This window comes from Arthrobacter citreus (assembly GCF_038405225.1).
In the GTDB taxonomy this organism is placed as follows: Bacteria; Actinomycetota; Actinomycetes; order Actinomycetales; family Micrococcaceae; genus Arthrobacter_B; species Arthrobacter_B citreus_A.
The window spans coordinates 586,915-610,473 of record NZ_CP151657.1; the positions used below are offsets into that span (position 1 = coordinate 586,915).

16 protein-coding genes are annotated in these 23,559 nt (G+C 64.8%); 8 read left to right on the forward strand and 8 right to left on the reverse strand.

The features are described from left to right. Positions 1-16: 16 nt before the first annotated feature. From AAE021_RS02785 to AAE021_RS02810, 6 genes are all read right to left on the reverse strand, one after another. The gene (locus tag AAE021_RS02785) at positions 17-1,804 is read right to left on the reverse strand and encodes an ABC transporter ATP-binding protein (protein ID WP_342024144.1); all 1,788 of its coding nucleotides are present in this window, start codon (positions 1,802-1,804) and stop codon (positions 17-19) included. Then, positions 1,804-2,838, reverse strand: coding sequence for an ABC transporter permease (locus AAE021_RS02790; protein WP_342024145.1), 1,035 nt, complete (start codon positions 2,836-2,838; stop codon positions 1,804-1,806). Before AAE021_RS02790 ends, AAE021_RS02785 begins: the two co-directional genes overlap by 1 nt. Before the next feature lie 12 nt (positions 2,839-2,850). Then, positions 2,851-4,356 (reverse strand): ABC transporter permease, encoded by a 1,506-nt coding sequence (locus AAE021_RS02795; protein WP_342024146.1) that lies wholly within the window; start codon positions 4,354-4,356, stop codon positions 2,851-2,853. Positions 4,357-4,498: 142 nt separating this feature from the next. Next, positions 4,499-6,256: an ABC transporter family substrate-binding protein gene (locus tag AAE021_RS02800; protein ID WP_342024147.1), complete on the reverse strand. Its 1,758-nt coding sequence runs from the start codon at positions 6,254-6,256 to the stop codon at positions 4,499-4,501. 288 nt (positions 6,257-6,544) lie between these two features. Beyond that, positions 6,545-7,144: a GDSL-type esterase/lipase family protein gene (locus AAE021_RS02805; protein ID WP_342024148.1), complete on the reverse strand. Its 600-nt coding sequence runs from the start codon at positions 7,142-7,144 to the stop codon at positions 6,545-6,547. Positions 7,145-7,209: 65 nt separating this feature from the next. Then, positions 7,210-11,037 (reverse strand): multifunctional oxoglutarate decarboxylase/oxoglutarate dehydrogenase thiamine pyrophosphate-binding subunit/dihydrolipoyllysine-residue succinyltransferase subunit, encoded by a 3,828-nt coding sequence (locus tag AAE021_RS02810; protein WP_342024149.1) that lies wholly within the window; start codon positions 11,035-11,037, stop codon positions 7,210-7,212. Positions 11,038-11,567: 530 nt separating this feature from the next. On the opposite strand from AAE021_RS02810, the gene AAE021_RS02815 reads away from it, so the two are divergent. From AAE021_RS02815 to AAE021_RS02835, 5 genes are all read left to right on the forward strand, one after another. Beyond that, positions 11,568-12,998 carry a hemolysin family protein gene (locus AAE021_RS02815; RefSeq protein WP_342024150.1) on the forward strand — a complete coding sequence of 477 codons (1,431 nt, stop codon included), beginning with the start codon at positions 11,568-11,570 and terminating at the stop codon, positions 12,996-12,998. Beyond that, entirely contained in the window at positions 12,995-14,065 is a 1,071-nt protein-coding gene (locus AAE021_RS02820; RefSeq protein ID WP_342024151.1) for a hemolysin family protein, read from the forward strand. Before AAE021_RS02815 ends, AAE021_RS02820 begins: the two co-directional genes overlap by 4 nt. A 148-nt stretch (positions 14,066-14,213) precedes the next feature. After that, positions 14,214-15,215 (forward strand): metal ABC transporter solute-binding protein, Zn/Mn family, encoded by a 1,002-nt coding sequence (locus AAE021_RS02825; RefSeq protein WP_342024152.1) that lies wholly within the window; start codon positions 14,214-14,216, stop codon positions 15,213-15,215. Next, positions 15,212-16,027 (forward strand): metal ABC transporter ATP-binding protein, encoded by an 816-nt coding sequence (locus tag AAE021_RS02830; protein WP_342024153.1) that lies wholly within the window; start codon positions 15,212-15,214, stop codon positions 16,025-16,027. Before AAE021_RS02825 ends, AAE021_RS02830 begins: the two co-directional genes overlap by 4 nt. Further along, a complete protein-coding gene (locus tag AAE021_RS02835) occupies positions 16,014-16,889 on the forward strand; it encodes a metal ABC transporter permease (RefSeq protein WP_342024154.1) in 876 nt (291 codons plus the stop codon). Before AAE021_RS02830 ends, AAE021_RS02835 begins: the two co-directional genes overlap by 14 nt. 37 nt (positions 16,890-16,926) lie before the next feature. On the opposite strand, the gene AAE021_RS02840 is transcribed toward AAE021_RS02835, so the two are convergent. Then, a complete protein-coding gene (locus tag AAE021_RS02840) occupies positions 16,927-17,352 on the reverse strand; it encodes a Fur family transcriptional regulator (RefSeq protein WP_342024155.1) in 426 nt (141 codons plus the stop codon). A gap of 160 nt (positions 17,353-17,512) precedes the next feature. On the opposite strand from AAE021_RS02840, the gene AAE021_RS02845 reads away from it, so the two are divergent. From AAE021_RS02845 to AAE021_RS02855, 3 genes are all read left to right on the forward strand, one after another. Beyond that, entirely contained in the window at positions 17,513-18,190 is a 678-nt protein-coding gene (locus AAE021_RS02845; protein WP_342024156.1) for an MBL fold metallo-hydrolase, read from the forward strand. After that, a complete protein-coding gene (locus tag AAE021_RS02850) occupies positions 18,187-19,059 on the forward strand; it encodes a sulfurtransferase (protein WP_342024157.1) in 873 nt (290 codons plus the stop codon). The genes AAE021_RS02845 and AAE021_RS02850 overlap by 4 nt, the downstream gene beginning before the upstream one ends. A gap of 120 nt (positions 19,060-19,179) precedes the next feature. Then, positions 19,180-19,608, forward strand: a complete 429-nt coding sequence (locus AAE021_RS02855; protein ID WP_342024158.1) for an HIT family protein — start codon at positions 19,180-19,182, stop codon at positions 19,606-19,608. Positions 19,609-19,638: 30 nt separating this feature from the next. On the opposite strand, the gene hrpA is transcribed toward AAE021_RS02855, so the two are convergent. Beyond that, positions 19,639-23,553 (reverse strand): ATP-dependent RNA helicase HrpA, encoded by a 3,915-nt coding sequence (hrpA, locus tag AAE021_RS02860; protein WP_342024159.1) that lies wholly within the window; start codon positions 23,551-23,553, stop codon positions 19,639-19,641. Between the last annotated feature and the right edge of the window lie 6 nt (positions 23,554-23,559).

Genomic DNA, 23,559 nt, shown 5'->3' on the forward strand with positions numbered 1-23,559 from the left:
CGAGGGACGCTGAGGGCTAGTCGGCGGAACTGCCGGCGGCCATGAGGGCGTTGCGCTGCTCCCGGCGCAATGCCTGCTCCGCCGGGTCCGGCACCGGCGCAGCGGCCAGCAGCCGGCGGGTGTAGGGGTCCTGCGGATACCTGAGCACCTGTTCCGTTGACCCCTGCTCCACCATTTTGCCCTTGTTCAGCACCGCAATGTGGCTCGCCAGGATTTCCACGACGGCCAGGTCGTGGCTGACAAAGAGGCAGGCAAAGCCGTACTGCTGCTGAAGGTCCTGAAGCAGGGCCAGCACCCGGGCCTGGACCGAGACATCCAGGGCCGACGTCGGCTCATCCGCCACCAGCAGCGACGGACGCAGGGACAGTGCCCGGGCGATACCGACCCGCTGGCGCTGTCCGCCCGAGAGCTCGTGCGGATAGCGGTTGCGGAAGTTCGTCGGCAGCTGGACATCATCCAGGAGAGCCTCGACGCGGCGGTCCAGATCTGCGCGGGACAGCTTCTCATGGAGGAACATCGGCTCACCGATCGATTCTCCGATGGACATGCGCGGATTCAGTGAAGCCGCGGGATCCTGGAACACGATGGCGAATTTCCGCCGCAGGGGGAGCATCTTCTTGGGGGAGAGGCCCGCGATGTTGGTTCCGTTGATGTCCACACTGCCGGCGCTGACCGGAAGCAGGCCCGTGACGGCACGGGCAATGGTTGACTTGCCTGATCCGGATTCCCCCACCAGGCCCATGACCTCGCCTGGGTTGATGACGAAGGAAACGTCGGAAACGGCCTTGAATCCCGGCTGGCGGAAACGGCCGGGGTATTCGATCGAAACGCCGGTGAGCTGCAGGGCGGGAACAACGCCTGCGTCAGGTGTGGCGAGGTCCGCCGACTCCCGGAGCACGGCCCGTGGAGCATCGGTGATCTGCAGGGACCCGTCGTCTTCCACCTCTACGGAAGAGAGGACACCGCCCACTTTGGAACCAAGGTGGGGCACGGCGGCCAGCAGCTGCCGGGTGTAGTCCTCGCGCGGATTGTTGAAGAGGTCGGCAACGGGGGCCGCCTCCACGATGCGCCCCTTCTCCATCACCACCACCTTGTCGGCAAGGTCAGCGACCACACCCATGTCGTGGGTGATCAGCATGACCGCACTGTTCAGGCGCCGATTCAGGTTGCGCAGCAGCTCCAGGACTTCGGCCTGCACCGTGACGTCCAGTGCGGTGGTGGGCTCATCTGCCACGAGCAGGATGGGGTCATTGGCGATGGCGATGGCGATCATGGCCCGCTGGCGCTGGCCGCCGGAGAACTGATGCGGATAGGAACCGTACCGCCGCTCCGGTTCGGGGATTTCCACCATTTTCAGCAGCTCGATGGCCCGTTCCCTCGCCTGGGCGGGTGACGCGTCGCTGTGCTGCTCGATGATTTCCTTGATCTGCTCACCCACCGTGAGCACGGGGTTAAGCGCCGTCATGGGCTCCTGGAAAATCATGGCAATGTCATTGCCGCGGATCTTGCGCAGGGCGGACTGCGGAGCTCCGATCAGCTCCTTGCCCTGCAGCTTGGCGCTGCCCGTGGAACGGCCGTTGCCCGGCAGCAGGCCCAGCAGGGCCATGGAGGACATGCTCTTGCCGGAACCGGACTCGCCCACGATGGCCAGGATTTCGCCGGGGTGCACAGTGAACGAGACATCCTCGGCCGCCATGATCCACTCGTTATCGACGCTGAATTCGACCCCGAGCCCCGATACTTCCAGGATCGGAGCCGTGGCGGCAGGCGACGTCACGTCGCTGTAGAGGGGTGCCGAGCTCATTACTTTTTCCTTGTCTGTCGGGGATCAAACGCATCCCGGAGTCCGTCACCAATGAAGTTCACGGTGAGGGCAATGGCGACGATAAAGATGCCGGGCCAGAAGAAGAGCCAGGGGCGTGTGGTCATGGCCGCACGGTTCTCATTAATGAGTTTGCCGAGCGATGTGTCCGGCGCCTGGACGCCCATCCCCAGGAAGCTCAGGGCTGTCTCCAGCAGGATGGCACTCGAAATGGCCAGCGTCGCTGACACAATGATGACGCCCACGGTGTTGGGCAGGATGTGCTTAAAGATGATGCGGCGGGAGCTTGCGCCAACTGATTTGGCTGCCTCGACAAATTCCTTTTCCCGCAGCGAGAGGAATTCACCCCGGACGATGCGTGCCAGCCCGGTCCAGGTCAGCAGCCCCAGGAAGACGGCGAAGACCAGGATGCCCTGCTTGGCCACGACGCTTGCCAGTACGGCAGCTACCACAAGCAGGGGAATGGTGATGATGACATCCGTGAAGCGCATCAGGACGGTTTCGGTGAATCCGCGGAAGTAACCGGCGAGGGCGCCGATGACAGTTCCCACGACAGTGCCCACTATGCCCACGATGAAGGCAATGGTCAGGGAGATTTGGGCCCCGCGCATCGTCATGGCGAAGTAGTCGCGGCCCAGGGTGTCCTGGCCGAAGGGATGGTTTCCCAACCCGGTCCAGGAGATGGTGGGTGACCCGCCGTCCTCTAGGGGCATTACCGAGGAGAAAGTGTGCGGCCACCAGCCGGGGATGCGGATGGGCCCTACGGAGAGCCCGATCGAGGTGAAGGCCAGCAGGACGATGAAGATCAGCCCGCTCAAGCCCACCAGTGCGCCCTTGTGTCGGAAGAACCGTTCCCGGACCAGCTGGCCCTGGCTCTTCGCGGCGGTGATTTCCGGATCCGCAGTCACTGCCCGGGTTGCGGGCGAGTCTGCGATGTCCGTTCTCTGGCTCTCCAGAGTCATGCTCGTCAGTTCCGGGCTGCTGCCCGTACTTCCGGACGGTATTTTCTCAGTCATGATCTCCGCCTATCAGTTCAGGCTAATGCGCGGGTCGAGGAACGCGTACGCGATGTCGGCCAGCATGTTGAAGGTCACCGCGGCCACGCCGGTTACCAGGAAGAACGCCATGATCACATTCGGATCGACGTTTGTGAGGCCCTCCGTGAACATCTTTCCCATTCCGCTCCAGCCAAACACCGCCTCGGTGATGACGGCGCCGCCGAGGACTCCGGCGAAGTCGAACGCCATGAGGGTGGTGATGGGGATCATGGCGTTGCGGAAGGCATGCTTCACTACCACGGTGCGCTCGCTCAGGCCCTTGGCCCGGGCCGTGCGGACGTAGTCCTGGTTCATGACCTCGAGCATGCTGGCTCGCGTGTATCGGGTATAGGTGGCGAACGAGATCAGCATGATGGCGATGGTGGGAAGCACCAGATACAGGGCATAGTCCAGGTTGATCTCCCAGAAGGTGCCCTGCAGGTTGGGAGTCGACGAACCCGTGGTCGGAATCGGACGGCCGCCGTTTTTGCGGGCCAGGGAGGGGTAAGCGCTGAGGAGGGCATCGATAAAGACGAAGAACCCGATGCTCAGGCCGATGACAGCCGTGATGTTCCGGGTCTGCTTGGCGTAGGGGCCGCCGACAAAATGACCGATGACCATGGACACGAGCAGCGTCAGGACCGCAAGGGCAACGATGACCAGCCAGTTCGGATCCTGCATCAGCGGCTGGGTCACCAGATACCCGATGTAGCCGATGGCTGCCGTGGCAAGCGCCGCGTACAGGATGCGGCGCCGGCGGAAGCCCGCCAGCATCGCCGTGATGCCCAGTGCCAGGCCGAAGGCTGTGATGAGCAGGCCCACCGGGCCCAAGCCGGGAGTTTTGAACCAGTTGGTGATGAGCAGCAGATAGAACGTGACCGCGGTGCCAACGGCAACAATGGCGAAGACACGCAAACGGCGCTGCCGGTCTCCGCCGAAGGCTACTGCCCCGACGATTCCGGCAATCAGCCCTACCCCGGCTATGCCCAGATACGACATTTGTGGATCTGCAAGCCAGGTGTTCAGGTCGATTGCCAGGTACTGCTTGAGCAGTGTGGAGAGCCAGAACAGCGGCATGGAGAAGAGGAGGAAAGCAATGAAGGTAATGGAGTAATCGAAGACGCTGTACTGGCGCAGTGCACTGATCAGGCCGACTGCGACGCCGAGGACGATGGCCACAAGGGTGGCAACAACGACAAGCCGGAAGGTGGAGCCGATGGCTGTCTGCAGCTGGTCGATGACGGGAGAGCCGGCGCGGTTCAGTCCCAGCGTGCACTCAGCGCCACCGGGAATAATGCAGCGGCCAACTTCCTGCAGCCACAGCAGATAACGGACCGCCACGGGCTGGTCCAGATGGAGCGCAGCAGTTCGCTGAGCGATGCGTGATTCGCGTTCGGCGCTTTGCAGTTCGATGAGATCAGCTAGGGGATCTCCCGAGTTGACTGCCAGGACGAACATCAGCACGGTGGCTGCGAGGAGGACAAAGAACGAGGTCACCGCTCTTTTAAGGATGAAGAAGAACACCGAAGGCTCCTATGGGGATGGTACGAAAAGCCGTTTCCGGCACAAAGCCGGGATGGGCAGACCAGTCAGTGGTCTGCCCATCCCGGTTTCTAGCCGTTATGGCACGATGCCTTGGTTAGGCCTTCTTGGTCCACTCGAAGGCGTTCCATGTCACGCCGCTCTGGGTGGGGTTGTACTCCACGTTCTCCATGCCGGAGTTGTGGGCAACAATGTCGGCCTGGGTGTAGAGAACGACGTTGTAGACGTCCTTGGCCAGTTCCTCTTCGAGCTGCTTCTTCAGCTCGAGAACCTTATCGGCCTCGGTGGTGCGGGCAACTTCGTCCCACAGTTCGTCGACCTTGTCGCTCTTGAACTTGCCGTAGTTCTGGACACCCTCGGAGTCGTAGATCGACTGCGCGCTGGCTACCAGGCCTGAACCGGCCCAGCCGAAGATTGCAGCATCCCAGGAGCCGAGCTCATCAAGCTTCTTGGTCCACTCGGCATCGGGGGTGGCAATGATGTTGAAGCCGGCCTGGTCGCAGGAATCCTTGATCAGGGCAGTGATATCGGCGCGCACCTGGCTTGCCGACGAGAACAGCATGCGGACGTCAACGGGCTCGGTCTTGCCGGCCTCTTCCATCAGCGACTTGGCGCCTTCGAGGTCAACCTCATCGTATTCACTGGCGGACGGGGCTGCTTCAAGAACTTCGTCGTATTCCGCCTGCGACTGCTGGAAGTCGCGCAGGTTCAGCACGGTGGCCTCCGGGTCGACCGGCTTGACGAACTTGTCCACGATGTCCTGGCGCGGAACGCACTTGGAGAAGGCCTGGCGGACCTTGAGGTCCTTGAACACGCCGTTTTCGGACTGGTCCAGGTCAATGTGGGTGAAGGTCATGCCCGTACCGGTGATCATGTTGACCGACTCACCGATCGCGGTGATCTGGTCCTTGGTGTCGCCGGTGGGGCCGGACGGTTCAATGACGTCCACGTCACCGTTCTGCAGCGCCTGGACGGCTTCGGTGTCATCAATGGTCTTGAAAACGATGCTCTCGGTGGCGCCCTCGCGGTTCTCGCCCCAGTAGTTCTCGTTCTTGGTCAGTGTGAGGTTTCCGCCGGCGGCATTGTCGAGCTTGTACGGACCGGAGGAGGGAATCAGTGCTGCATCGGGAAGCGAGGGAAGGCCCTCGGCGTAACCCCAGCCGGTGTTCCAGAAGTCAGCAACGGGCTTCAGTGCAGCGGTGTCGTTATCCTGGATCGCGGCGATGAGTGCCTCGCCGTCGTTTTCAACGCTCAGCCCGCCCTGCTCCGCGGCGATGTGGGCCGGCATGAGGGAGCCGATCATCAGGTTCTCCCAGTCAGCGTAGGGAGTCTCGTAGACGTACTCGAACTCCTTGGCGCCTGCTTCGCCCTCAGGCATGTTGAGGTATTCATAACCGTTGTTGGAGGAGGGCTCGAAGATTTCAGCTTCGCCCTCAACTACCTTGCCGGAGAATGCGGCCCAGTTCAGCAGGATGTCGTCGAAGTCGATCGGCGTGCCGTCGGACCAGACTGCGTCTTCGTTGATGGTGTACTTCACGGTCAGGGGATCGTCACTGACCTTTTCGAAGGTACCGAACTCCTCGTTGCGGATAACGCCGTCAGGGCTGTATTCCGAGAAGTTGCTGTGCACCAGGTTGTCCACGTACGTGTTGTACACGCTGTTGGACTTTGAGGTGCCGCCGTTGTAGAAGTCCGGGGCCTGGCTGATGGCTACGGAAATGGACGACGCGAGGTTGGCTGCCTCTTCTGTGGTGTCGCTGTCAGCGGTGTCTCCGCCTCCGGCTGAGCCGCAGGCGCCAAGGAAGAGGGCCCCCACGGAAAGTGCGGCAAGAGTTGCCGTGCGCTTTGTACGCATTCGTAGTCCTAACTGGTGATGAGTCGTCAGGAACCACCATTGGCGGCTCCCCCAAAGCGGCCGTGATGACCGCCACATGTTCCGAAAGACTAGCCACTATTTGTTTCCAGCGTGCTAACTGTTAGCGGATGTTAACCGATTGTTACCTGGCGCACAGTGGGGGAAATGTGCCGGAGGGCTGGACGGGCGCGTGCAAAAGGCCTTTAACCCGCTGCGGATCCCGGCATTCAATGCCGGGATCCGCAGATGTCAGGGGTGGTGCGTTGGTGCTGTTGGCAGGCGGGCCTGCTAATTCATGTCGGGCAGGTCAAGCCAGCGGTACCAGCCGCGGTGCAGGACCAGCCACGCCATCAGGCCATAACCGGCCTGCCCGGGCGTGCCGCCGTTGGACGCGAGGTCGGTGCGCCACTGCTCGTGGTTCAGCAGGGGCGTGAGGGTGTCCACGTACATGTGCTTGCGCCGTGTCGTCACGTCCCCGAAAGCGGCGGACAGGTCGGACAGACGGCGGTTCCGCTCGGCATCCAGCCCCGGCGGGGGACCGACGACAAAAACCTTGATGCTCATCTGTGCGGCGCCGTCGAGGATGTTGGCCAGGTTCAGGCGGCTGCGCGCCGTCGACAGGCCAAGGTCAAGGTCACGGTCCGACAGGCCGATAACGAGCCGGTTTTCACAGTGGTCGTCGAACCGGCGTCCCGCTTCCTGCAGCCAGCGGTTCGCCAGTGATTCGGTTCCCTCCTGGGGTGCCGCCAGTGTGTACGCCTGGACGCTCACGTTTTCGGGGGTGGTGCGGGCGAGTACGCGGCCCAGCCAGCCCAGGGCGCGCGGGTCGCCGTGCCCGGCCAGCAGCTCGTCCCCGACGGCTGCAAGCCTGATTTTGCGTTGTTCCACTAGTCACCTTCTCCGGTCACAAAAAACGGGGTGGGGCGCCAGCGGCGCCCCACCCCAAACTTAGCCTACTGACGTTCGAAGGCCTTCTTGACAAGAATGTCCTGCTCGACGGCGTGCCGCTTGGCTGAGCCGGTGGCGGTGGACGCCGACGCCGGACGCGAGACCAGGCGCAGCGGCCGGTCCAGCTGCGCCGGCAGGTTCAGGCCGATAAACGGCCACGGACCCTGGTTGGCCGGCTCATCCTGCGCCCAGACCACGTCGGCGTTGGGGTACTTGGAGACGGCGGCCTGGATATCCGCGACGGGCAGCGGGTAGAGCTGCTCCACGCGGACTATGGCCGTCTTCTCATCACCGGTCTTCTGGCGGTTGGCCAGCAGATCGTAGTACAGGCGCCCGGAGACCAGGAGCACGCGCTCGACGGCGTTTGCATCGAGCTCTGCGTGTTCCGGGATAACCGGCTGGAAGGACCCCTGCGTGAAGTCCTCCACCTGGGTGGCTGCGGCCTTCAGTCGAAGAAGCTGCTTCGGCGTGAAGATGATCAGCGGCTTGCGCGGACGGCTGTACGCCTGGCGGCGCAGCAGGTGGAAGTGCGAGGCACCCGTGGTGGGGTTGGCAACAATCATGTTGTCCTCGGCGCACATCTGCAGGAAGCGTTCGATCCGGGCGGACGAGTGGTCCGGTCCCTGGCCCTCGTAGCCGTGCGGCAGCATCAGCACCAGCGAGGAACGCTGGCCCCACTTCTGCTCGGCTGAGGAGATGAACTCATCGATGATGGTCTGGGCGCCGTTGACGAAGTCGCCGAACTGGGCTTCCCACAGCACGAGTGCGTCCGGGCGTTCCACCGAGTAGCCGTATTCGAAGCCCATGGCGGCGAATTCGGACAGCAGCGAATCGTAGATCCACAGCTTGGCCTGGTTCGGATCCAGCTCCGCGAGCGGGGTCCACTCGGCACCGGTGGCGCGGTCGTGGAACACGGCGTGGCGCTGGGTGAACGTGCCGCGGCGCGAGTCCTGGCCGGCAAGGCGTACGGGAACGCCTTCCATGACCAGTGATCCGAATGCTGCAATTTCCGCAAAGCCCCAGTCGATGCCGCCTTCGCGGGACATCTGCTCGCGCTTCTCCAGGAGTGCCTTGAGCTTCGGGTGGACGGTGAAGCCTTCAGGCACGGCCACGTGGGCCTTACCGATGTGGGCCAGCACCTCGGCGGAGATCGCCGTGGAAGCCGGAGACACAATGGTGGTGCCTTCCTGCTGGGACGCCGGGCGTTCCAGATCGGAGACAGCTTCGGTGTCCTTGGTGATAACCGGCAGGGGAGAGGTCTGTGCGGCATGCGTTTCCGCGAAGACACGCTCCAGGCGGCCCTGGTAGTCGCGCAGTGCCTGCTCGGCCTCTTCCTGGCTGATGTCGCCGCGTCCGATGAGGGACTCGGTGTACAGCTTGCGGACGGAGCGCTTGGCTTCGATCAGGCTGTACATCATCGGCTGCGTCATCGAGGGGTCGTCGCCCTCGTTGTGGCCGCGGCGGCGGTAGCAGACCATGTCGATGACAACGTCCTTGTTGAAGCGCTGACGGTAGTCGTAGGCCAGCTGCGCGATGCGCACGACCTGCTCCGGATCGTCACCGTTCACGTGGAAGATGGGTGCCTGGACCATCTTCGCGACGTCGGTGGAGTACACCGAGGAGCGCGAGGAGGTGGGCGACGTGGTGAAACCAACCTGGTTGTTGACCACGATGTGGATGGTTCCGCCGGTGCGGTAGCCGCGCAGCTGGGAGAGGTTCAGCGTTTCCGCCACCACGCCCTGACCGGCGAAGGCTGCGTCACCATGGATGAGGATCGGCAGGACGGGGAACTCGTCGCCCTTGTCCAACCGGTCCTGCTTGGCGCGCACGATGCCTTCGAGGACGGAGTCCCCGGCTTCAAGGTGCGAGGGGTTGGCGGCCAGGTAGACCTTGGTCTGGTTGCCGTTGTCCGAGGTGAACGTGCCCTCGGTGCCAAGGTGGTACTTGACGTCGCCGGAGCCCTGGACACTGCGCGGGTCCTGGGTTCCTTCGAACTCGCGGAAGACCTGGGCGTAGGTCTTGCCGGCAATGTTGGTCAGCACGTTCAGCCGGCCGCGGTGGGCCATGCCGATGCCAACCTCTTCGAGGCCGTCGTCGGCAGCACCGGAAATCACGGCATCCAGCAGCGGAATCAGGGATTCGCCGCCTTCCAGCGAGAAGCGCTTCTGGCCGACGAACTTGGTCTGCAGGAAGGTTTCGAAGGCCTCGGCCGCGTTGAGCTTGCTCAGGATCCGCAGCTGCTCTTCACGGGTGGGCTTGCTGTACTTGGTTTCCAGGCGCTCCTGGAACCACTCGCGTTCCTCGGGATCCTGGATGTGCATGTATTCGATGCCCGCGGTGCGGCAGTAGGCGTCACGGAGTACACCGAGGATCTTGCGCAGCTTAAGCATCGGCTTGCCGCCGAAGCCGCCGGTGGGCCATTCACGGTCCAGGTCCCACAGCGTCAGGCCGTGGTTCAGGATGTCCAGGTCCGCGTGGCGGCGCTGGACATATTCCAGCGGGTTGGTGTCCGCCATCAGGTGGCCGCGGACGCGGTAGGAGTGGATCAGCTGCTGGATGCGCGCAACCTTGTTGATCTGCTCTTCCGGGTTCACCTGGATGTCGGGGCTCCAGCGCACCGGCTCGTACGGAATCCGCAGCGACTCGAAGATGTCGTCGTAGAAGTTCTGCTCGCCGAGGAGCAGCTGGTGGATGATGCGCAGGAACTCGCCGCTGCCGGCACCCTGGATGACGCGGTGGTCATAGGTGGAGGTCAGGGTGATGATCTTGGAAATGGCGTTGCGGGCCAGGATCTTCTCGTTGGAGCCCTGGAACTCCGCCGGGTAGTCAAGGGCACCGGCACCGATGATGCACGCCTGGCCCTTGGACAGGCGGGGCACGGAGTGGACCGTGCCGATCCCGCCCGGGTTCGTCAGCGAAATGGTGGTGCCCTTGTAGTCGTCCGCCGTGAGCTTGCCGTTGCGGGCCTTCTTCACGAGTTCTTCATAGGCGTGCCAGAACTCCGAGAAGTTCAGCGTTTCGGCCTTCTTGATGTTCGGAACGACGAGCAGGCGCGTGCCGTCGGGCTTGGGCATGTCGATGGCCAGGCCGAAGTTTACGTGCGCGGGCTGAACGGCAACGGGCTTGCCGTCAACGACGTCGTAGTAAACATTCTGGGACGGGAACATGGCGGCTGCGCGGATGATGGCGTAACCGAGCAGGTGGGTGAAGGACACCTTGCCGCCGCGGGCGCGTTCCAGGTGGCTGTTGATGACGATGCGGTTATCGATCAGCAGCTTGGCCGGTACGGCTCGAACCGTGGTGGCGGTGGGGACGCTGAGGCTGAGGTCCATGTTGGTGGCGATGGCCTTGGCCGGGCCGCGCAGGACGTTGACCTTGTCTTCCTCCGAAGCAGCGCTGGCAGGCTGCGTCTTCGGCAGCTGGGCCGGAATCGGGGGAGTCTTGCTCTTCGGCGACTCGGTCTTTGCCTCGGCGGGCTTGGAATCCTTGGCCGCGGAGTTGGGGGCCGCTGCTTCCTTCGCTACCGGAGGCTTTCCGGACTGCTGGGTGGAAGCGGGTGATTCACCGGACGCCTTGGGCTTCGCAGCCTCGGCCTTGACGACGGGAAGCTGGCGGGTTGCCGGATTGGCGCCCAGTTCCGTGGGGGCCGCGGATCCGTTTCCGGCGGCGGTGTTGGAGCCCTGTGCTTCTTCATCCTTGAAGGAGTCGAAGATGCTCCACCACTTCTTGTCAACCGAGTTTTTGTCCTTCAGATACTGCTCGTACAGTTCATCGACAAGCCACTCGTTGCCGCCGAATTCTTCCGGCAGACGGTGGTTGGATTGGTCTGGCACTGTTAATACGCCTCTTCCATGAGTTGCCTTTTGCCCTGATTGGCACCATGTCTGAGGGCTTAAAGCCTCAAAGCTCTCTGGTGCGGCCCGGCCGGTGCGCAGTGACCGAGACTTCATGCCAGTCTAGTGACATTGCGGGACAACTGGCCAATTCCCGTTTGACATGCGTCACGTCACAGCGGCGATTGCCCGCCCGGCCGCGCAGGCCGCGAACGGCGCGCAGAGAAGGCCGGCACGATGGTGCGCCCCTGTGGCGGGGGAATTCCGAACCTGTAAACTGGAAAATCTTATGGACAGTTTCTCTAGGCGCCGGCCTGCAACCCGGTCCGCAGCTCCTGCGGACCGCTCGCACAGAGCCGGCCACGCCCGAACACAGACGCCCCGAACCACTCCCGCCGCATCGGAGCCTTCCAGACCGGCCTCGGCCGATCACCCTCCGCCTGCGCGCTGCCCCGATTCTCTTTCGGGGCCCGCACTGAAGCGCGTTGAACCGCGCTCCTCCCGCCCCACCGCGGCGGTGAGTCTTTAAGATGGAATGGCTTTATCTTGTTTTTGGCCTGGTGCTGATTCTCGGCACCGGCTTTTTTGTGGCCGTTGAGTTTTCACTGGTGGCGCTGGACCAGCCCACCGTGCGCCGCGCCGTGGAGAACGGCGACAAAGCGGCGGAGCCGCTGCTGCGCTGCCTGACGTCCCTATCGACCCAGCTTTCCAGCTGCCAGCTCGGCATAACCCTGACAACGCTGCTGACCGGTTTTGTCATGGAACCGTCGGTGGGCAGGCTGCTCAAGGCGCCGCTTGCCGGCATCGGACTTCCGGCGGTGGCCGTGGACTCCGTGTCCGTAGTGGCAGCCATGATCCTTGCCACCTTCCTGTCCATGCTGCTGGGGGAACTGATCCCCAAGAACATGTCCATTTCCCTGCCCTTCCGCATGGGGCGGGCACTCGCCCGGCCGCAGCTGGCCTTCACCGTGGTGTTCAAGCCGGCCATTCTGCTGTTGAACGGTTTTTCCAACAAGGTGCTGCACCTCTTCGGGCTCGAAGCCAAGGAAGAGGTCTCCGGCGCACGGACCCCGGCCGAGCTGTCCTCCATGGTCCGGCGGTCCGCCGAGATGGGAACCCTGGACCAGGGGACCGCAAACTTCCTGTCCCGCACCTTTTCCTTTGCGGAGCGGACGGCGGCCGACGTCATGACGCCCCGGATCCGTTTGGAAACCATCGACTCCGAGCAGTCGGTCGCGGACGTCATCGAAGCGGCCCGCCGCACCGGCTATTCACGCTTCCCCGTCCTGGGGGACTCTCCGGACGACATCCGCGGCGTGGTCCACGTCAAGAAGGCCGTTGCTGTGCCCCGCAGCCGGCGTGCCGACCTTCCGGCCGGAGCCATCATGAGCGAGGTCCTGCGTGTTCCGGAGACGGTGCACCTGGACAGCCTGCTCTCGGAACTGCGCGGAGCCAACCTCCAGCTCGCCGTCGTCCTGGACGAATGGGGCGGAACCGCCGGCGTCGCAACCCTGGAAGACCTGGTGGAGGAGATCGTCGGGGAAGTCTCGGACGAGCACGACAAGATCAAGCCGGGCGTCCTGCAGAGTGCTGCCGGTGCCTGGTATTTCCCGGGCATTATGCGTCCCGATGAAGTCTCCCGGCTGGTGCCTTTGCTGAGTATCCCGGATGAAGCGGGCTACGAAACGGTGGGCGGTTACATCATGGCCGAGCTCGGCCGGATTCCGCGCGCCGGTGACCGGGTGAACGTCGACGGCGGTGTGCTGGAAGTCGAGCGCATGGACGGCCGGCGCATTGACCGCGTCAGTTTTATCCCGCGGGATAACGACGACGACCCGGCGGCGGCGGATGAGAGCGCGCCGGCCTCGGAGGCGGAGTCGGCCGGGGACGCGGCCGTACGTCTTGCCGCCGAGAAGAAGTCGGCGCAGAAAAATGCGGCCGTCAAGGGGGAGCAGCGATGAGCGACGTCATGGGGATTTTCTGGCTGGTGGTGCTGCTCATTGGCAACGCCTTCTTCGTCGGCAGCGAGTTTGCCGTCATGTCCGCACGGCGCAGCCAGATTGAACCCCTGGCCGACGCCGGCTCCAAGCGGGCCAAGACCACCCTCTGGGCAATGGAACACGTGTCCCTGATGCTTGCCTGCGCGCAGCTGGGCATCACCGTGTGTTCGCTGCTGATTCTGTCGGTGGCCGAACCCGCGATCCATCACCTTCTGGCCGCCCCGCTCCAGGCCCTTGGCCTGCCGGTGGAGTTCGCCGACGGCGCCGGTTTCCTGGTGGCGCTGCTGATTGTCACCTTCCTGCACGTGACGTTTGGGGAGATGGTCCCGAAGAACATCTCGGTGTCCGTCGCGGACCGTGCCGCACTGCTGCTGGCACCGCCGCTGGTGATCATATCCCGCGTGGTGCGTCCGGTGATCTTTAGCCTCAACTGGCTGGCAAACCACGCGCTGCGGGCCATGGGCATCACCCCCAAGGACGAGGTGGCCTCGGCCTTCACGCTGGAGGAGATGCAGTCCATCGTGGAGGAATCCACCAAGCACGGCACGGTTGCCGATGATTCCGGCGTTATTTCGGGGGCACTGGAATTCTCCGGGCAGAGTGCGGGCACCGTCATGGTTCCGCTCGATGAGCTCGTGACACTGCGCACGGACACTACTCCCGCGGAGTTCGAAAAGGCCGTGGGGCGCACCGGGTTCTCCCGCTTTGTCCTGATGGATGAGCAGGGCAACCTGACCGGTTACATGCATTTGAAGGACATCATGGCCATCCCGGCCGATGCCTACGACCGGCCGCTGACCGAGAACAAGGTGCGCACCCTGGCCAATCTGCGCCTGGATGACGAGATTGAAGACGCGCTGGCCACCATGCAGCGCACCGGATCCCACCTGGCGCGTGTCCTGGGGTCGGACAACCAGACCCGCGGGGTGCTTTTCCTGGAAGACATCATTGAGCAGCTCGTGGGCGAGATCCGCGATGCCACGCAGGCGCAGGGATTCCGCCGTACCGGGGAAAGCTACACGGAGTAAGCCGATGAGGATCTGGACAGCAGCACCCCCGTCGCATATGCGAACGATTCGCGTTTAGGTTATGCTGATGGAGGTCCGCTCAGCGGAGCTCCATCAGCATCACTTCAAAAAGACCACTCTCAACGCCGGAACAGGGACACCAGAACTTATGCGACGTTTTTCCCTCCGCCTCGCCGGAGTACTCCTGGCCGGCGGTGCCCTTGCCCTGACTGGCTGCACGGGGGATTCAGGCACCAGCTCCAGCCCGGACTCCGCAACGGGGGACGGGACACTGGGGATCGTGACCTCCACGAACGTCTACGGCAACATCATGGAGACGGTGGGCGGTGACGCCGTCACCGTAACCGCGATCATTGACCGGCCCAGCCAGGACCCCCACTCCTACGAAGCCACGGCGCGGGACAAGCTGGCCGTCAGCGACGCGGATCTGGTGGTTCTGAACGGCGGCGGCTACGACACCTTCATGGAACAGCTCGTTGACGAAGCCGGCATCGACAGCGCCGACGTCCTCAACGCCGTGGAAATTTCCGGACTCGAAAACGACGCCGATGCTGACGCCCACGACGACGAGTCCCACGACGACGAATCCGGCGATCACGCCGGCAGCCATGACGGGCATTCCCACGGCTCCTTCAACGAACACGTGTGGTACAGCCCCGAAGCCATGGGACTTCTGGCCGAGGCGGCAGCGGAACGGCTGGCCACCCTGGATGCGGACAACGCCGAGCAGTTCCGGGCCAACGCCGCATCCTTCAACAGCGGCATCGAAGGGCTCACCGCCGACCTGGCCGAAGACAAGGCAGCGGCGGGCGGCCGCGACGTCGCCGTCACCGAGCCCGTGCCGGAGTACCTCTTCGAAGCCGCGGGCCTGCACAATGTCACCCCCGCAGCCTTTACCTCAGCCGTGGAGGAAGGCTCCGATGTTCCTCCGGCAGCGCTGAAGGAAATGCAGGAGCTGCTGAGCTCGCGTTCGGTCGCCTTCCTGGCATACAACACCCAAACCGCCTCGTCACAAACGGAGACCGTGCGGGCCACCGCGGAGGACGCCGGCATACCGGTTTTGGACTTCTCCGAAACCCTTCCCGAGGGCCAGGACTACCTGACCTGGATGGGGGCAAACGTGGCCGCTGTTGACGACGTGCTGCGGTGACCGGTCAAGTAGTACGGCTGCGGAACGCCGGACTGTCCTTCGGGCAGCGCACTCTATGGGACGGCCTGGACCTGGATATCAAGGCCGGGGAGTTCCTCGCCGTCCTGGGACCAAACGGTTCCGGCAAGACCAGCTTCCTCAAAGTCCTGCTGGGACTGCAGGAGCTGACGCACGGAACGGTGGAGATCAACGGGCACCCCGCCCGGCGCGGAAGCCGCGACATTGGCTACATTCCGCAGCAGAAGGCCTTCAGCCCGGGAACTCCACTCCGGGCCCGTGACCTGGTTGGCCTGGGCGTGGACGGCAACAAGTGGGGGCTGCGGCTGAACCGGGCCCCCGTGCGGCGGCGCGTGGAGAAGCTGCTGGAGCAGGTTGGCGCCACCCGGTATGCCGATGAGCCCGTGGGCCTGCTTTCGGGCGGCGAGGTGCAGCGCCTGCGTGCCGCCCAGGCGCTGGCCACGGATCCCGACCTGCTGTTGTGCGACGAGCCGCTGCTGTCCCTGGACCTGCACCACCAGCAGGCCATCAGCGCCCTGATCGACCGGCGCTGCCACGAAGAGGGCTCGGCCGTGGTGTTTGTGACCCATGAGATCAACCCCGTGATCGATTACGTGGACCGTGTCCTGTACCTGGCCGGAGGCACCTTCCGCACCGGAACGCCCTCGGAGGTGCTCCGCTCCGACGTCCTGTCCGAGATGTACGGCAGCCGGGTGGAAGTGCTCCGCAGCCACGGCCGCATTGTTGTCCTCGGCATCCCGGATGCCACCACCCACGTGCACGGAGAGAGCGAGGAAGAGCATGGACCTGCGTGATTTTTTCTCCGCTGTCTTCAATTTCAGCGATTACGGGCAGCTGCTGCCGCTTGTTGCCAATTCCCTGTGGGCTGCGGCGATCCTGGGGCTGGTGGGCGGGCTGATCGGCACCTTCGTGCTCATGCGCGACCTGGCCTTTGCGGTGCACGGGATTGCCGAACTGTCTTTTGCCGGTGCCGCCTTCGCACTGCTGATTGGTGCAAACGTGGTGTTCGGTTCCCTGATCGGATCCGTGGCCGCCGCAGTGCTGCTGGCGGTGATGGGGTTGAAGGCCCGCGACCGGAACTCGGTCACCGGCGTCATCATGCCCTTCGGGCTTGGCCTGGGCATCCTGTTCCTGGGGCTGTATGAAGGCCGCTCGGCCAACAAGTTCGGGCTCCTCACCGGACAGATCGTCGCCGTGGACACAGTGCAGCTGAACCTGCTCGCCGGCACGGCCGTCGTCGTCGTCGCCGGGCTTGTCCTGATCTGGCGTCCACTGACCTTTGCCAGCGCTGATCCCGAACTGGCCGAGGCCCGCGGAGTTCCGGTGCGCGTGCTGTCCATTGTCTTCATGGTCCTGCTGGGGCTCTCGGTGGCCCTGTCCATCCAGGTGGTTGGTGCCCTGCTGGTGCTTTCGCTGCTGATCACGCCGTCGGCGGCAGCGTTGCTGGTGACGTCTTCCCCGCGGCTTGTGGTGCTGCTCAGCGTGCTTTTTGCGGTGGCCTCGTCAGTGGGCGGCATCCTGCTGGCGCTCGGCGGACGGATCTCCATCAGCCCGTACGTCACCACTATTTCTTTCCTGATTTACGTGGTGTGCCGGCTAATCAAGCGCAGCCGCACCAGGGGACGGGTCCGGCAGGCTCAGCCGAAAACGGCATAGCCGGGGATTACGGACGCCGGCGCTGATTAGCGGCGGTCTAGGAGCTGCTGCACTCCGGGCACAGCCCAAAGATTTCCACCGTATGCGCCACATCGGTAAATCCGTACTGGGCGCCAAGACCGGCGGCCCACGCCTCGACGGCCGGTGCCTCGACCTCCACCGCCTTGCCGCAGTTGCGGCACACCAGGTGATGGTGGTGGTGTTCGACGGCGCAGCGGCGGTACAGTGCCTCGCCGTCACCGTTACGCAGCACGTCCACCTGGTTTTCCTCGGCCATGGACTGCAGGATGCGGTAGGTCGTGGCCAGGGATACGCTGTCTCCGCGCTCATGGAGCAGGCGGTACAGCTCCTGGGTGCTGATGAAGTCATCCAGCTCATCCAAGGTGCGGCCCACGGCCAGACGCTGCCGCGTTACCCGCTGCTCCGGGCTCCGCTTGGCGGGCTGGGATGTCTCGGATGACATGCTCACTCCTTGGAAACGGTGGTGCCTGGTGGAACGCAGCTTCCAGATTATCGCACCTGGCGCCCAACGGCTCCCCGGCGCACTGGCGCTGGGGCTGCGGCCCGCGGCACTCCGGCGCCTACGGATCCGGCCGGGGGAGCAGCGGGGTACTGTGACCCGTATGAAACTGACCAAGTACACCCATTCCTGTGTGCGCCTGGAGCGCGGCGGCAACGTTCTGGTGCTGGATCCCGGTTCGTTTTCCGAAGTCGAAGAAGCGCTGGACGGAGCGCACGCGGTCCTGATCACCCATGAACACGCGGATCATCTGGACCGGGACCGCGTCCTGGCCCAGCTCAGGGCGAATACGTCACTGGTGCTGTACGCACCGGCGGGACTGGCCGCAGACCTGCGTGCCGCTGCTGAGACCGGCGGCGGGGAGGGCGCCGGGGTTGCCGGCCGGATCCTCGAGGCGGAACCGGACAGCACCTTCTCCGTGGCGGGCTTCACCGTCCAGTCGTTCGGCGGGCAGCATGCCCTGATCCACCCGCTCGTGCCGCTGGTGGCCAACGTCGGCTATCTGATCGACGGAGCGCTGTACCATCCGGGGGACTCATTTGTGGTGCCGTACGGACTGAAGGTCAAGACCCTGCTGGTGCCGATCCATGCGCCGTGGTCCAAGGTGGGGGAAGTGATCGACTTCGTTATTGCGTGCGGTGCTGAGCGGGCGTACCCCATCCACGATGCCCTGCTGAACGAGCGCGGCCTGGGCGTAGCGGAGGGGCACGTCGAGCGGTTCGGGAACCTGTATGGCACCGTGTACCAGCACCTGTCCGCCGGTGATTCGGTGCACATATGAGCGGGCCCGTCATCGACGCCGCACAGCTGCAGGAGCTGCTCGCATCCGGTCAACCGGTGGTGCTGCTGGATGTGCGGTGGGCGCTGGGCAGCACCGACGGTCACAGGCAGTACCAGCGCGGACACATCCCCGGCGCCGTGTACGTGGATCTGGAAACCGAACTGGCCGCGCCGGCCGGCAAGGGAAGCGAGGGCCGGCATCCCCTGCCCGATCCGCAGGACTTTGCAGCAGCGGCCAGGCGCTGGGGAATCAACAGCGGTGACACGGTGGTGGCCTACGACGCCGTGGGCGGCACGTCGGCTGCGCGCGCATGGTGGCTGCTGCGGCACGCCGGGCTGGACTCCGTGTATCTGCTCGACGGCGGCGTTGTGGCCTGGCACCGGGAGGGGCTGGCGCTGGAAGGCGGCGTGGTGGAACCGCCGCCGGGCAACGTGGAGCTGTCGTGGGGAAAAATGCCGGTCCTTCAGATGTGGGACGTGCCCGCAGTGGTGGCCGGCGGGAAACTGCTCGACGCGCGGGCGAAGGAACGGTACCGCGGCGACCGCGAGCCGGTGGATCCGCTGGCGGGCCACATTCCCGGTGCGGTCAGCGCGCCGGCCGCCGACAACCTGACCGCCGAGGGTACGTTCCGGTCTCCGGAAGAACTCCGGGCATCCTTCGAGGCACTGGGAGTCCGGGCGGATCTGCCAATCGGCGTTTACTGCGGCTCCGGAGTTACCGCCGCCCATGACGTGGCCGCCCTGGAGCGGGCCGGATACCGGGCAGCCCTCTATCCGGGGTCCTGGTCCCAGTGGTCCGCAACCAAGGGTTCTCCGGTTGCGGTGGGGCAGAAACCCGGCGAATGGCCGGGGACCGGGCAAAGGGGATAGCGTCGTCTCATGATGAGAGGCCGTCCCGTACCCCCGCCCCTGCACCTGCAGGTGCCGTCCACCGATGCCCCGGCGCCCGGCCCGGCACCAGCCGCCGCCCATTCCCCAGAAGGAGCAACCATGCCCACCCTCTTCACCAGGATCATCAACGGCGAAATCCCCGGCCGCTTCGTGTGGAAGGACGATGACGTGGTGGCGTTCCTGAGCATTGGTCCGCTCAGCGACGGGCACACCCTGGTGGTGCCCAGGCAGGAGATCGACAAGTGGACCGACGCCCCGGCGGAACTGATGCGGAAGCTGACGTCGGTGGCGCAGGCCATCGGCCAGGCGCAGGTGGCCGCATTCGGCTCCGAACGTGCCGGGCTGAGCATTGCCGGATTCGAGGTGGACCATCTGCACCTGCACGTTTGGCCCGCGAACTCCCTGGCGGACTTCGACTTCAGCCGGGCGGAGTCCAATCCGGATCCCGAACGCATGGAAGCCAACGCCGAAAAGCTCCGGGATGCGCTGCGGTCCGCCGGACACGGTGCCTTCGTGCCGGAACAGTAACCGCCGGCGGGCCGCCCGCCCGCCCCGGCACTAAGCCGGGGCGAGCGCGGCGTTCAGGGCCGTGCGGATACGCTTCTCCGACACCGACCGCACGGTTCCCAGTTCCTGCGCGAAGAAGCTGACGCGCAGTTCCTCGATCATCCAGCGGACCTCGGTGAGCGCCGGCGGTGTTCCGGCGCCGGGCAGCAGGGCCGCCACGGCGTCGTCGTAGTCATCCTCCAGCGCCTGGACCACGGCCATTTGCTGTGCGTCGCGCTGGACGTTCGTGGGCAGCTTTTCCAGCCGCCGTTCAATCCCCGCCAGATACCGCGGCAGGTGCGTCAGCTGCGCGTAGCCGGTCCGGGCAACAAAGCCCGGGTACACCAGGGAGTCCAGCTGTGCGCGGATGTCGTTCAGGGCGCTGATCAGGGCCAGGGACTGCGTGCCCTTCAGCGCCTTGGTGATGCGGCGGGTGCTGGAGAGGATTTTCTCCACCGTGGCGGTCACGGTGAACACGGTGTCGATCAGCTCGGCCCGCACCTTTTCATACAGTTCGTCGAAGTCGGCGCGGGTCCAGGGCAGGGCCTCGGGAGTCAGCTTGTCCACGGCAGCCAGCGTGCAGTCCTCGATCAGGGCGGCGACGGAACCATGCGGATTCTGGCTGAAGGTGAGTTTTTCGGCATTGCTCAGATGCTCCAGGACGTACTTGGCCGGGCTGGGTACGCGGAGCACCAGCAGCCGAATGACGCCGCCGCGCATGGCGGCGGCCTGCTCGCCGGCACTCTGGAACATCCGCAGTCCCGCGGTTTTGCTTTCATCCACGAGGGCGGGGTAGCCGGTGACCATGTGTCCGGCGACCAGCCGCTGCACCTGCCTGTCGATGGTTCCCACGGACCACTCGGTCAGCCCGGTCTGTTCGGCCAGCGACGGCCCGGATGCGGGCGCACGGCCCGAATCCGCGCCGGCCACCGCAGCGTTACCTGGGGACCCCTTGCCCTTCCGCCCGGCTTTGGGCGTCACGGTTTTGGGGGTGGCCCCAAGCGAGTCGGCAATGGCGCGGCGGGTGGCCGGAGCCAGGGACTCCTGCAGCGCGGCCAGGTCCTTGCCCTCGTCCAGGACCTTGCCGGATCCGTCCACCACGCAGAAGCTCATGCGCAGGTGCTCGGGAACGGCGTCCCAGTTCCAGGAGCCGGGCGGAATGATGTGTCCCTTGAGCCGGCGCAGGGCCAGTTCCAGGGATGGCTCCAGGGCGTCCCGGGTGGGGTCGAAATCAGCGGCCAGCGCCGCCGCGGCGGCCCGGGCCACGTCGGGCGCGGGGATGAAGTTCTTCCGGACCGCCTTGGGCAGCGACTTGATCAGCGCGGTGATCAGCTCGGCCCGCAGGCCCGGTATCTGCCATTTGAACGGTTCCGGGTCCAGTTGGTTCAGGAACAGCACGGGCACCTCGACGCTCACGCCGTCGCCCGCTCCCGCTACCCCCGGGGAGAATTCGTAGGTCAGGGGCAGCTCGAAGTCGCCGTAGACGAAGGCCTTGGGGAAGTCATTCTCGTCCAGTCCCGCGGCGTCGTCGGTGCGCAGGGCATCGGGGTCGAAGTCCAGCAGGGCCGGATTCTCGTGCCGTGCGCTCTTCCACCACTTGTCGAAGTGCCGTTCGGAAACGACGTCCCTGCCAACGCGCTCGTCGTAGAACTCAAACAGGGTTTCGTCGTCCACCCGCAGGCCGCGGCGGCGGACCCGGTTCTCCAGTTCCTCCACTTCGGCCAGCAGGGCCTGGTTGCGGTGGAAGAACTTGTGGTGGGTGCGCCAGTCGCCCTCAACGAGGGCATGGCGGATGAACATTTCCCGGGACAGCTCCGGGTCCACCCGGCCGTAATTGATGCTGCGCTGCGGAATGACCGGAACGCCGTACAGCGTGACCTTCTCATAGGCCATCACCGAACCGCGGCTCTTGGACCAGTGCGGTTCGCTGTAGCTGCGCTTGATCAGGTGCGGAGCCACCTCCTCCACCCACAGCGGATCGAACTTCGCCGCCACGCGCGCCCAGAGCCGGGACGTTTCCACCAGTTCAGCGGCCATGACCCAGTCCGGGGTCTTCTTGAACAGGGCGGAGCCGGGGAAAACGGCGAACCGGGTTCCGCGGGCGCCTGCGTACTCCCGCTTGCGCTGGTCATACAGGCCGATGTGGCTGAGCAGGCCCGACAGCAGGCTCATGTGGATCTCTTTGTCGCGGCCCACCGGATCCACCGGGTCCGGACTGAGGGTGATGCCCAGCGGCTTGGCGATCTGCCGCAGCTGGGCAAACAGGTCCTGCCACTCCCTGATGCGCACGTAGTTCAGGAACTCGTTTTTACAGAGCCGGCGGAACGCGGAGGAGGAGAGTTCCTTCTGCTTGTCCTGCAGGTAGCGCCACAGGTTGAGGTAGCCGGTGAAATCCGAATTCTCGTCCACGAACCGCTTGTGCATCTCCGCGGCCTTCTGGGCCCGGGCGGCGTCGTCCTTTGACGGGCGTTCCCTCGGATCCTGAATGGTCAGGGCAGCGGTGAGCACCATCACTTCCTTGGCGCAGCCGCGGGCACCGGCTTCCACGATCATCCGGCCCAGGCGGGGATCCACGGGCAGCTGCGACAGCTTGCGGCCCACGGGGGTGATGCCGCCGGACGTCTCCAGCGCGCCGAGCTCCTTGAGCAGGGTGGCGCCGTCATTGATGGCCTTGGAATCCGGGGGCTGGACAAACGGGAAGTCCGCGACGTCCTTGGGCCCCTTGGCCACGCCCATGGCCGCCATCTGCAGGATGACGGCGGCCAGGTTGGTGCGCAGGATTTCCGGGTCGGTGTATTCGGGCCGCGCCTGGAAGTCCTCTTCGGAGTACAGGCGGATGGCGATGCCGTCGGAAACGCGGCCGCAGCGGCCCGAGCGCTGGTTGGCCGAGGCCTGGGAAATACGTTCGATGGGCAGGCGCTGGACCTTGGTGCGGTGCGAGTAGCGGGAAATGCGCGCCGTTCCGGTATCGATCACGTACTTGATGCCGGGAACGGTCAGCGATGTCTCGGCAACGTTGGTGGCCAGGATGATGCGGCGGTGCTTGCCGGGATGGAAGACCTTGTGCTGGTCCGCCAGGGACAGCCGGGCGAACAGGGGCAGGACTTCGGTGCCCTGCAGCCGGGGGACCCGCTGGACCGAGGAGCGCAGGGCATCGGCGGCGTCACGGATCTCGCGTTCTCCGGAGAAGAAAATCAGGATGTCGCCGGGGGCCTCGCGGGAGAGTTCCTCCACGGCGTCGCACACCGCGTCCACCGGGTCGCGGTCCTCCTCCAGCTCATCGTCGGAGTCCTCCTCGCCGGAGCCGCCGCCGGCGGGCTGGTTCAAGGGCCGGTACCGGATTTCCACGGGGAAGGTTCGACCCGAAACCTCGATGATGGGCGCCGGTTTGCCGTTGGCCGCGAAGTGCTCGGCGAAACGTCCGGGATCGATGGTCGCGGAGGTGATGATGACCTTCAAATCCGGCCGCTCCGGCAACAGCCGGCGCAGGTAGCCCAGGATGAAGTCGATGTTCAGGCTTCGCTCGTGCGCCTCATCGATGATGATGGTGCTGTATTTTTTCAGCTTGCGGTCATGCTGGATTTCGGCCAGCAGGATGCCGTCGGTCATCAGCTTGACCTTGGTCGAGCGGCTGGTTTCACCGGTGAAGCGCACCTGGTAGCCCACCTCGGCGCCCAGCTCGACGTCGAGCTCCTCCGCGATGCGCTCTGCCACCGTGCGGGCGGCAAGCCGGCGCGGCTGGGTGTGTCCGATCAGCCCTTTTTCCGCCAGCCCCAGCTCCAGGCACATTTTCGGAATCTGCGTGGTTTTACCGGAGCCGGTTTCGCCCGCGATGATCGTCACCTGGTTGGCGGCGATGGCCGCCATGATGTCTTCGCGGCGTTCTGAAACGGGCAGGAGCGCGGGGTAGGAAATAGTCAGTGCCATGATTGC

What these genes read in the sequence shown, in the direction of transcription:
- AAE021_RS02785 (WP_342024144.1), bottom strand. Translation starts at nt 1,804, where the DNA reads ATGAGCTCGGCACCCCTCTACAGCGACGTGACGTCGCCTGCCGCCACG.
- AAE021_RS02790 (WP_342024145.1), bottom strand. Translation starts at nt 2,838, where the DNA reads ATGACTGAGAAAATACCGTCCGGAAGTACGGGCAGCAGCCCGGAACTG.
- AAE021_RS02800 (WP_342024147.1), bottom strand. Translation starts at nt 6,256, where the DNA reads ATGCGTACAAAGCGCACGGCAACTCTTGCCGCACTTTCCGTGGGGGCC.
- AAE021_RS02815 (WP_342024150.1), top strand. Translation starts at nt 11,568, where the DNA reads ATGGAATGGCTTTATCTTGTTTTTGGCCTGGTGCTGATTCTCGGCACC.
- AAE021_RS02820 (WP_342024151.1), top strand. Translation starts at nt 12,995, where the DNA reads ATGAGCGACGTCATGGGGATTTTCTGGCTGGTGGTGCTGCTCATTGGC.
- AAE021_RS02825 (WP_342024152.1), top strand. Translation starts at nt 14,214, where the DNA reads ATGCGACGTTTTTCCCTCCGCCTCGCCGGAGTACTCCTGGCCGGCGGT.
- AAE021_RS02835 (WP_342024154.1), top strand. Translation starts at nt 16,014, where the DNA reads ATGGACCTGCGTGATTTTTTCTCCGCTGTCTTCAATTTCAGCGATTAC.
- AAE021_RS02840 (WP_342024155.1), bottom strand. Translation starts at nt 17,352, where the DNA reads ATGTCATCCGAGACATCCCAGCCCGCCAAGCGGAGCCCGGAGCAGCGG.
- AAE021_RS02845 (WP_342024156.1), top strand. Translation starts at nt 17,513, where the DNA reads ATGAAACTGACCAAGTACACCCATTCCTGTGTGCGCCTGGAGCGCGGC.
- AAE021_RS02850 (WP_342024157.1), top strand. Translation starts at nt 18,187, where the DNA reads ATGAGCGGGCCCGTCATCGACGCCGCACAGCTGCAGGAGCTGCTCGCA.
- AAE021_RS02855 (WP_342024158.1), top strand. Translation starts at nt 19,180, where the DNA reads ATGCCCACCCTCTTCACCAGGATCATCAACGGCGAAATCCCCGGCCGC.
- hrpA (WP_342024159.1), bottom strand. Translation starts at nt 23,553, where the DNA reads ATGGCACTGACTATTTCCTACCCCGCGCTCCTGCCCGTTTCAGAACGC.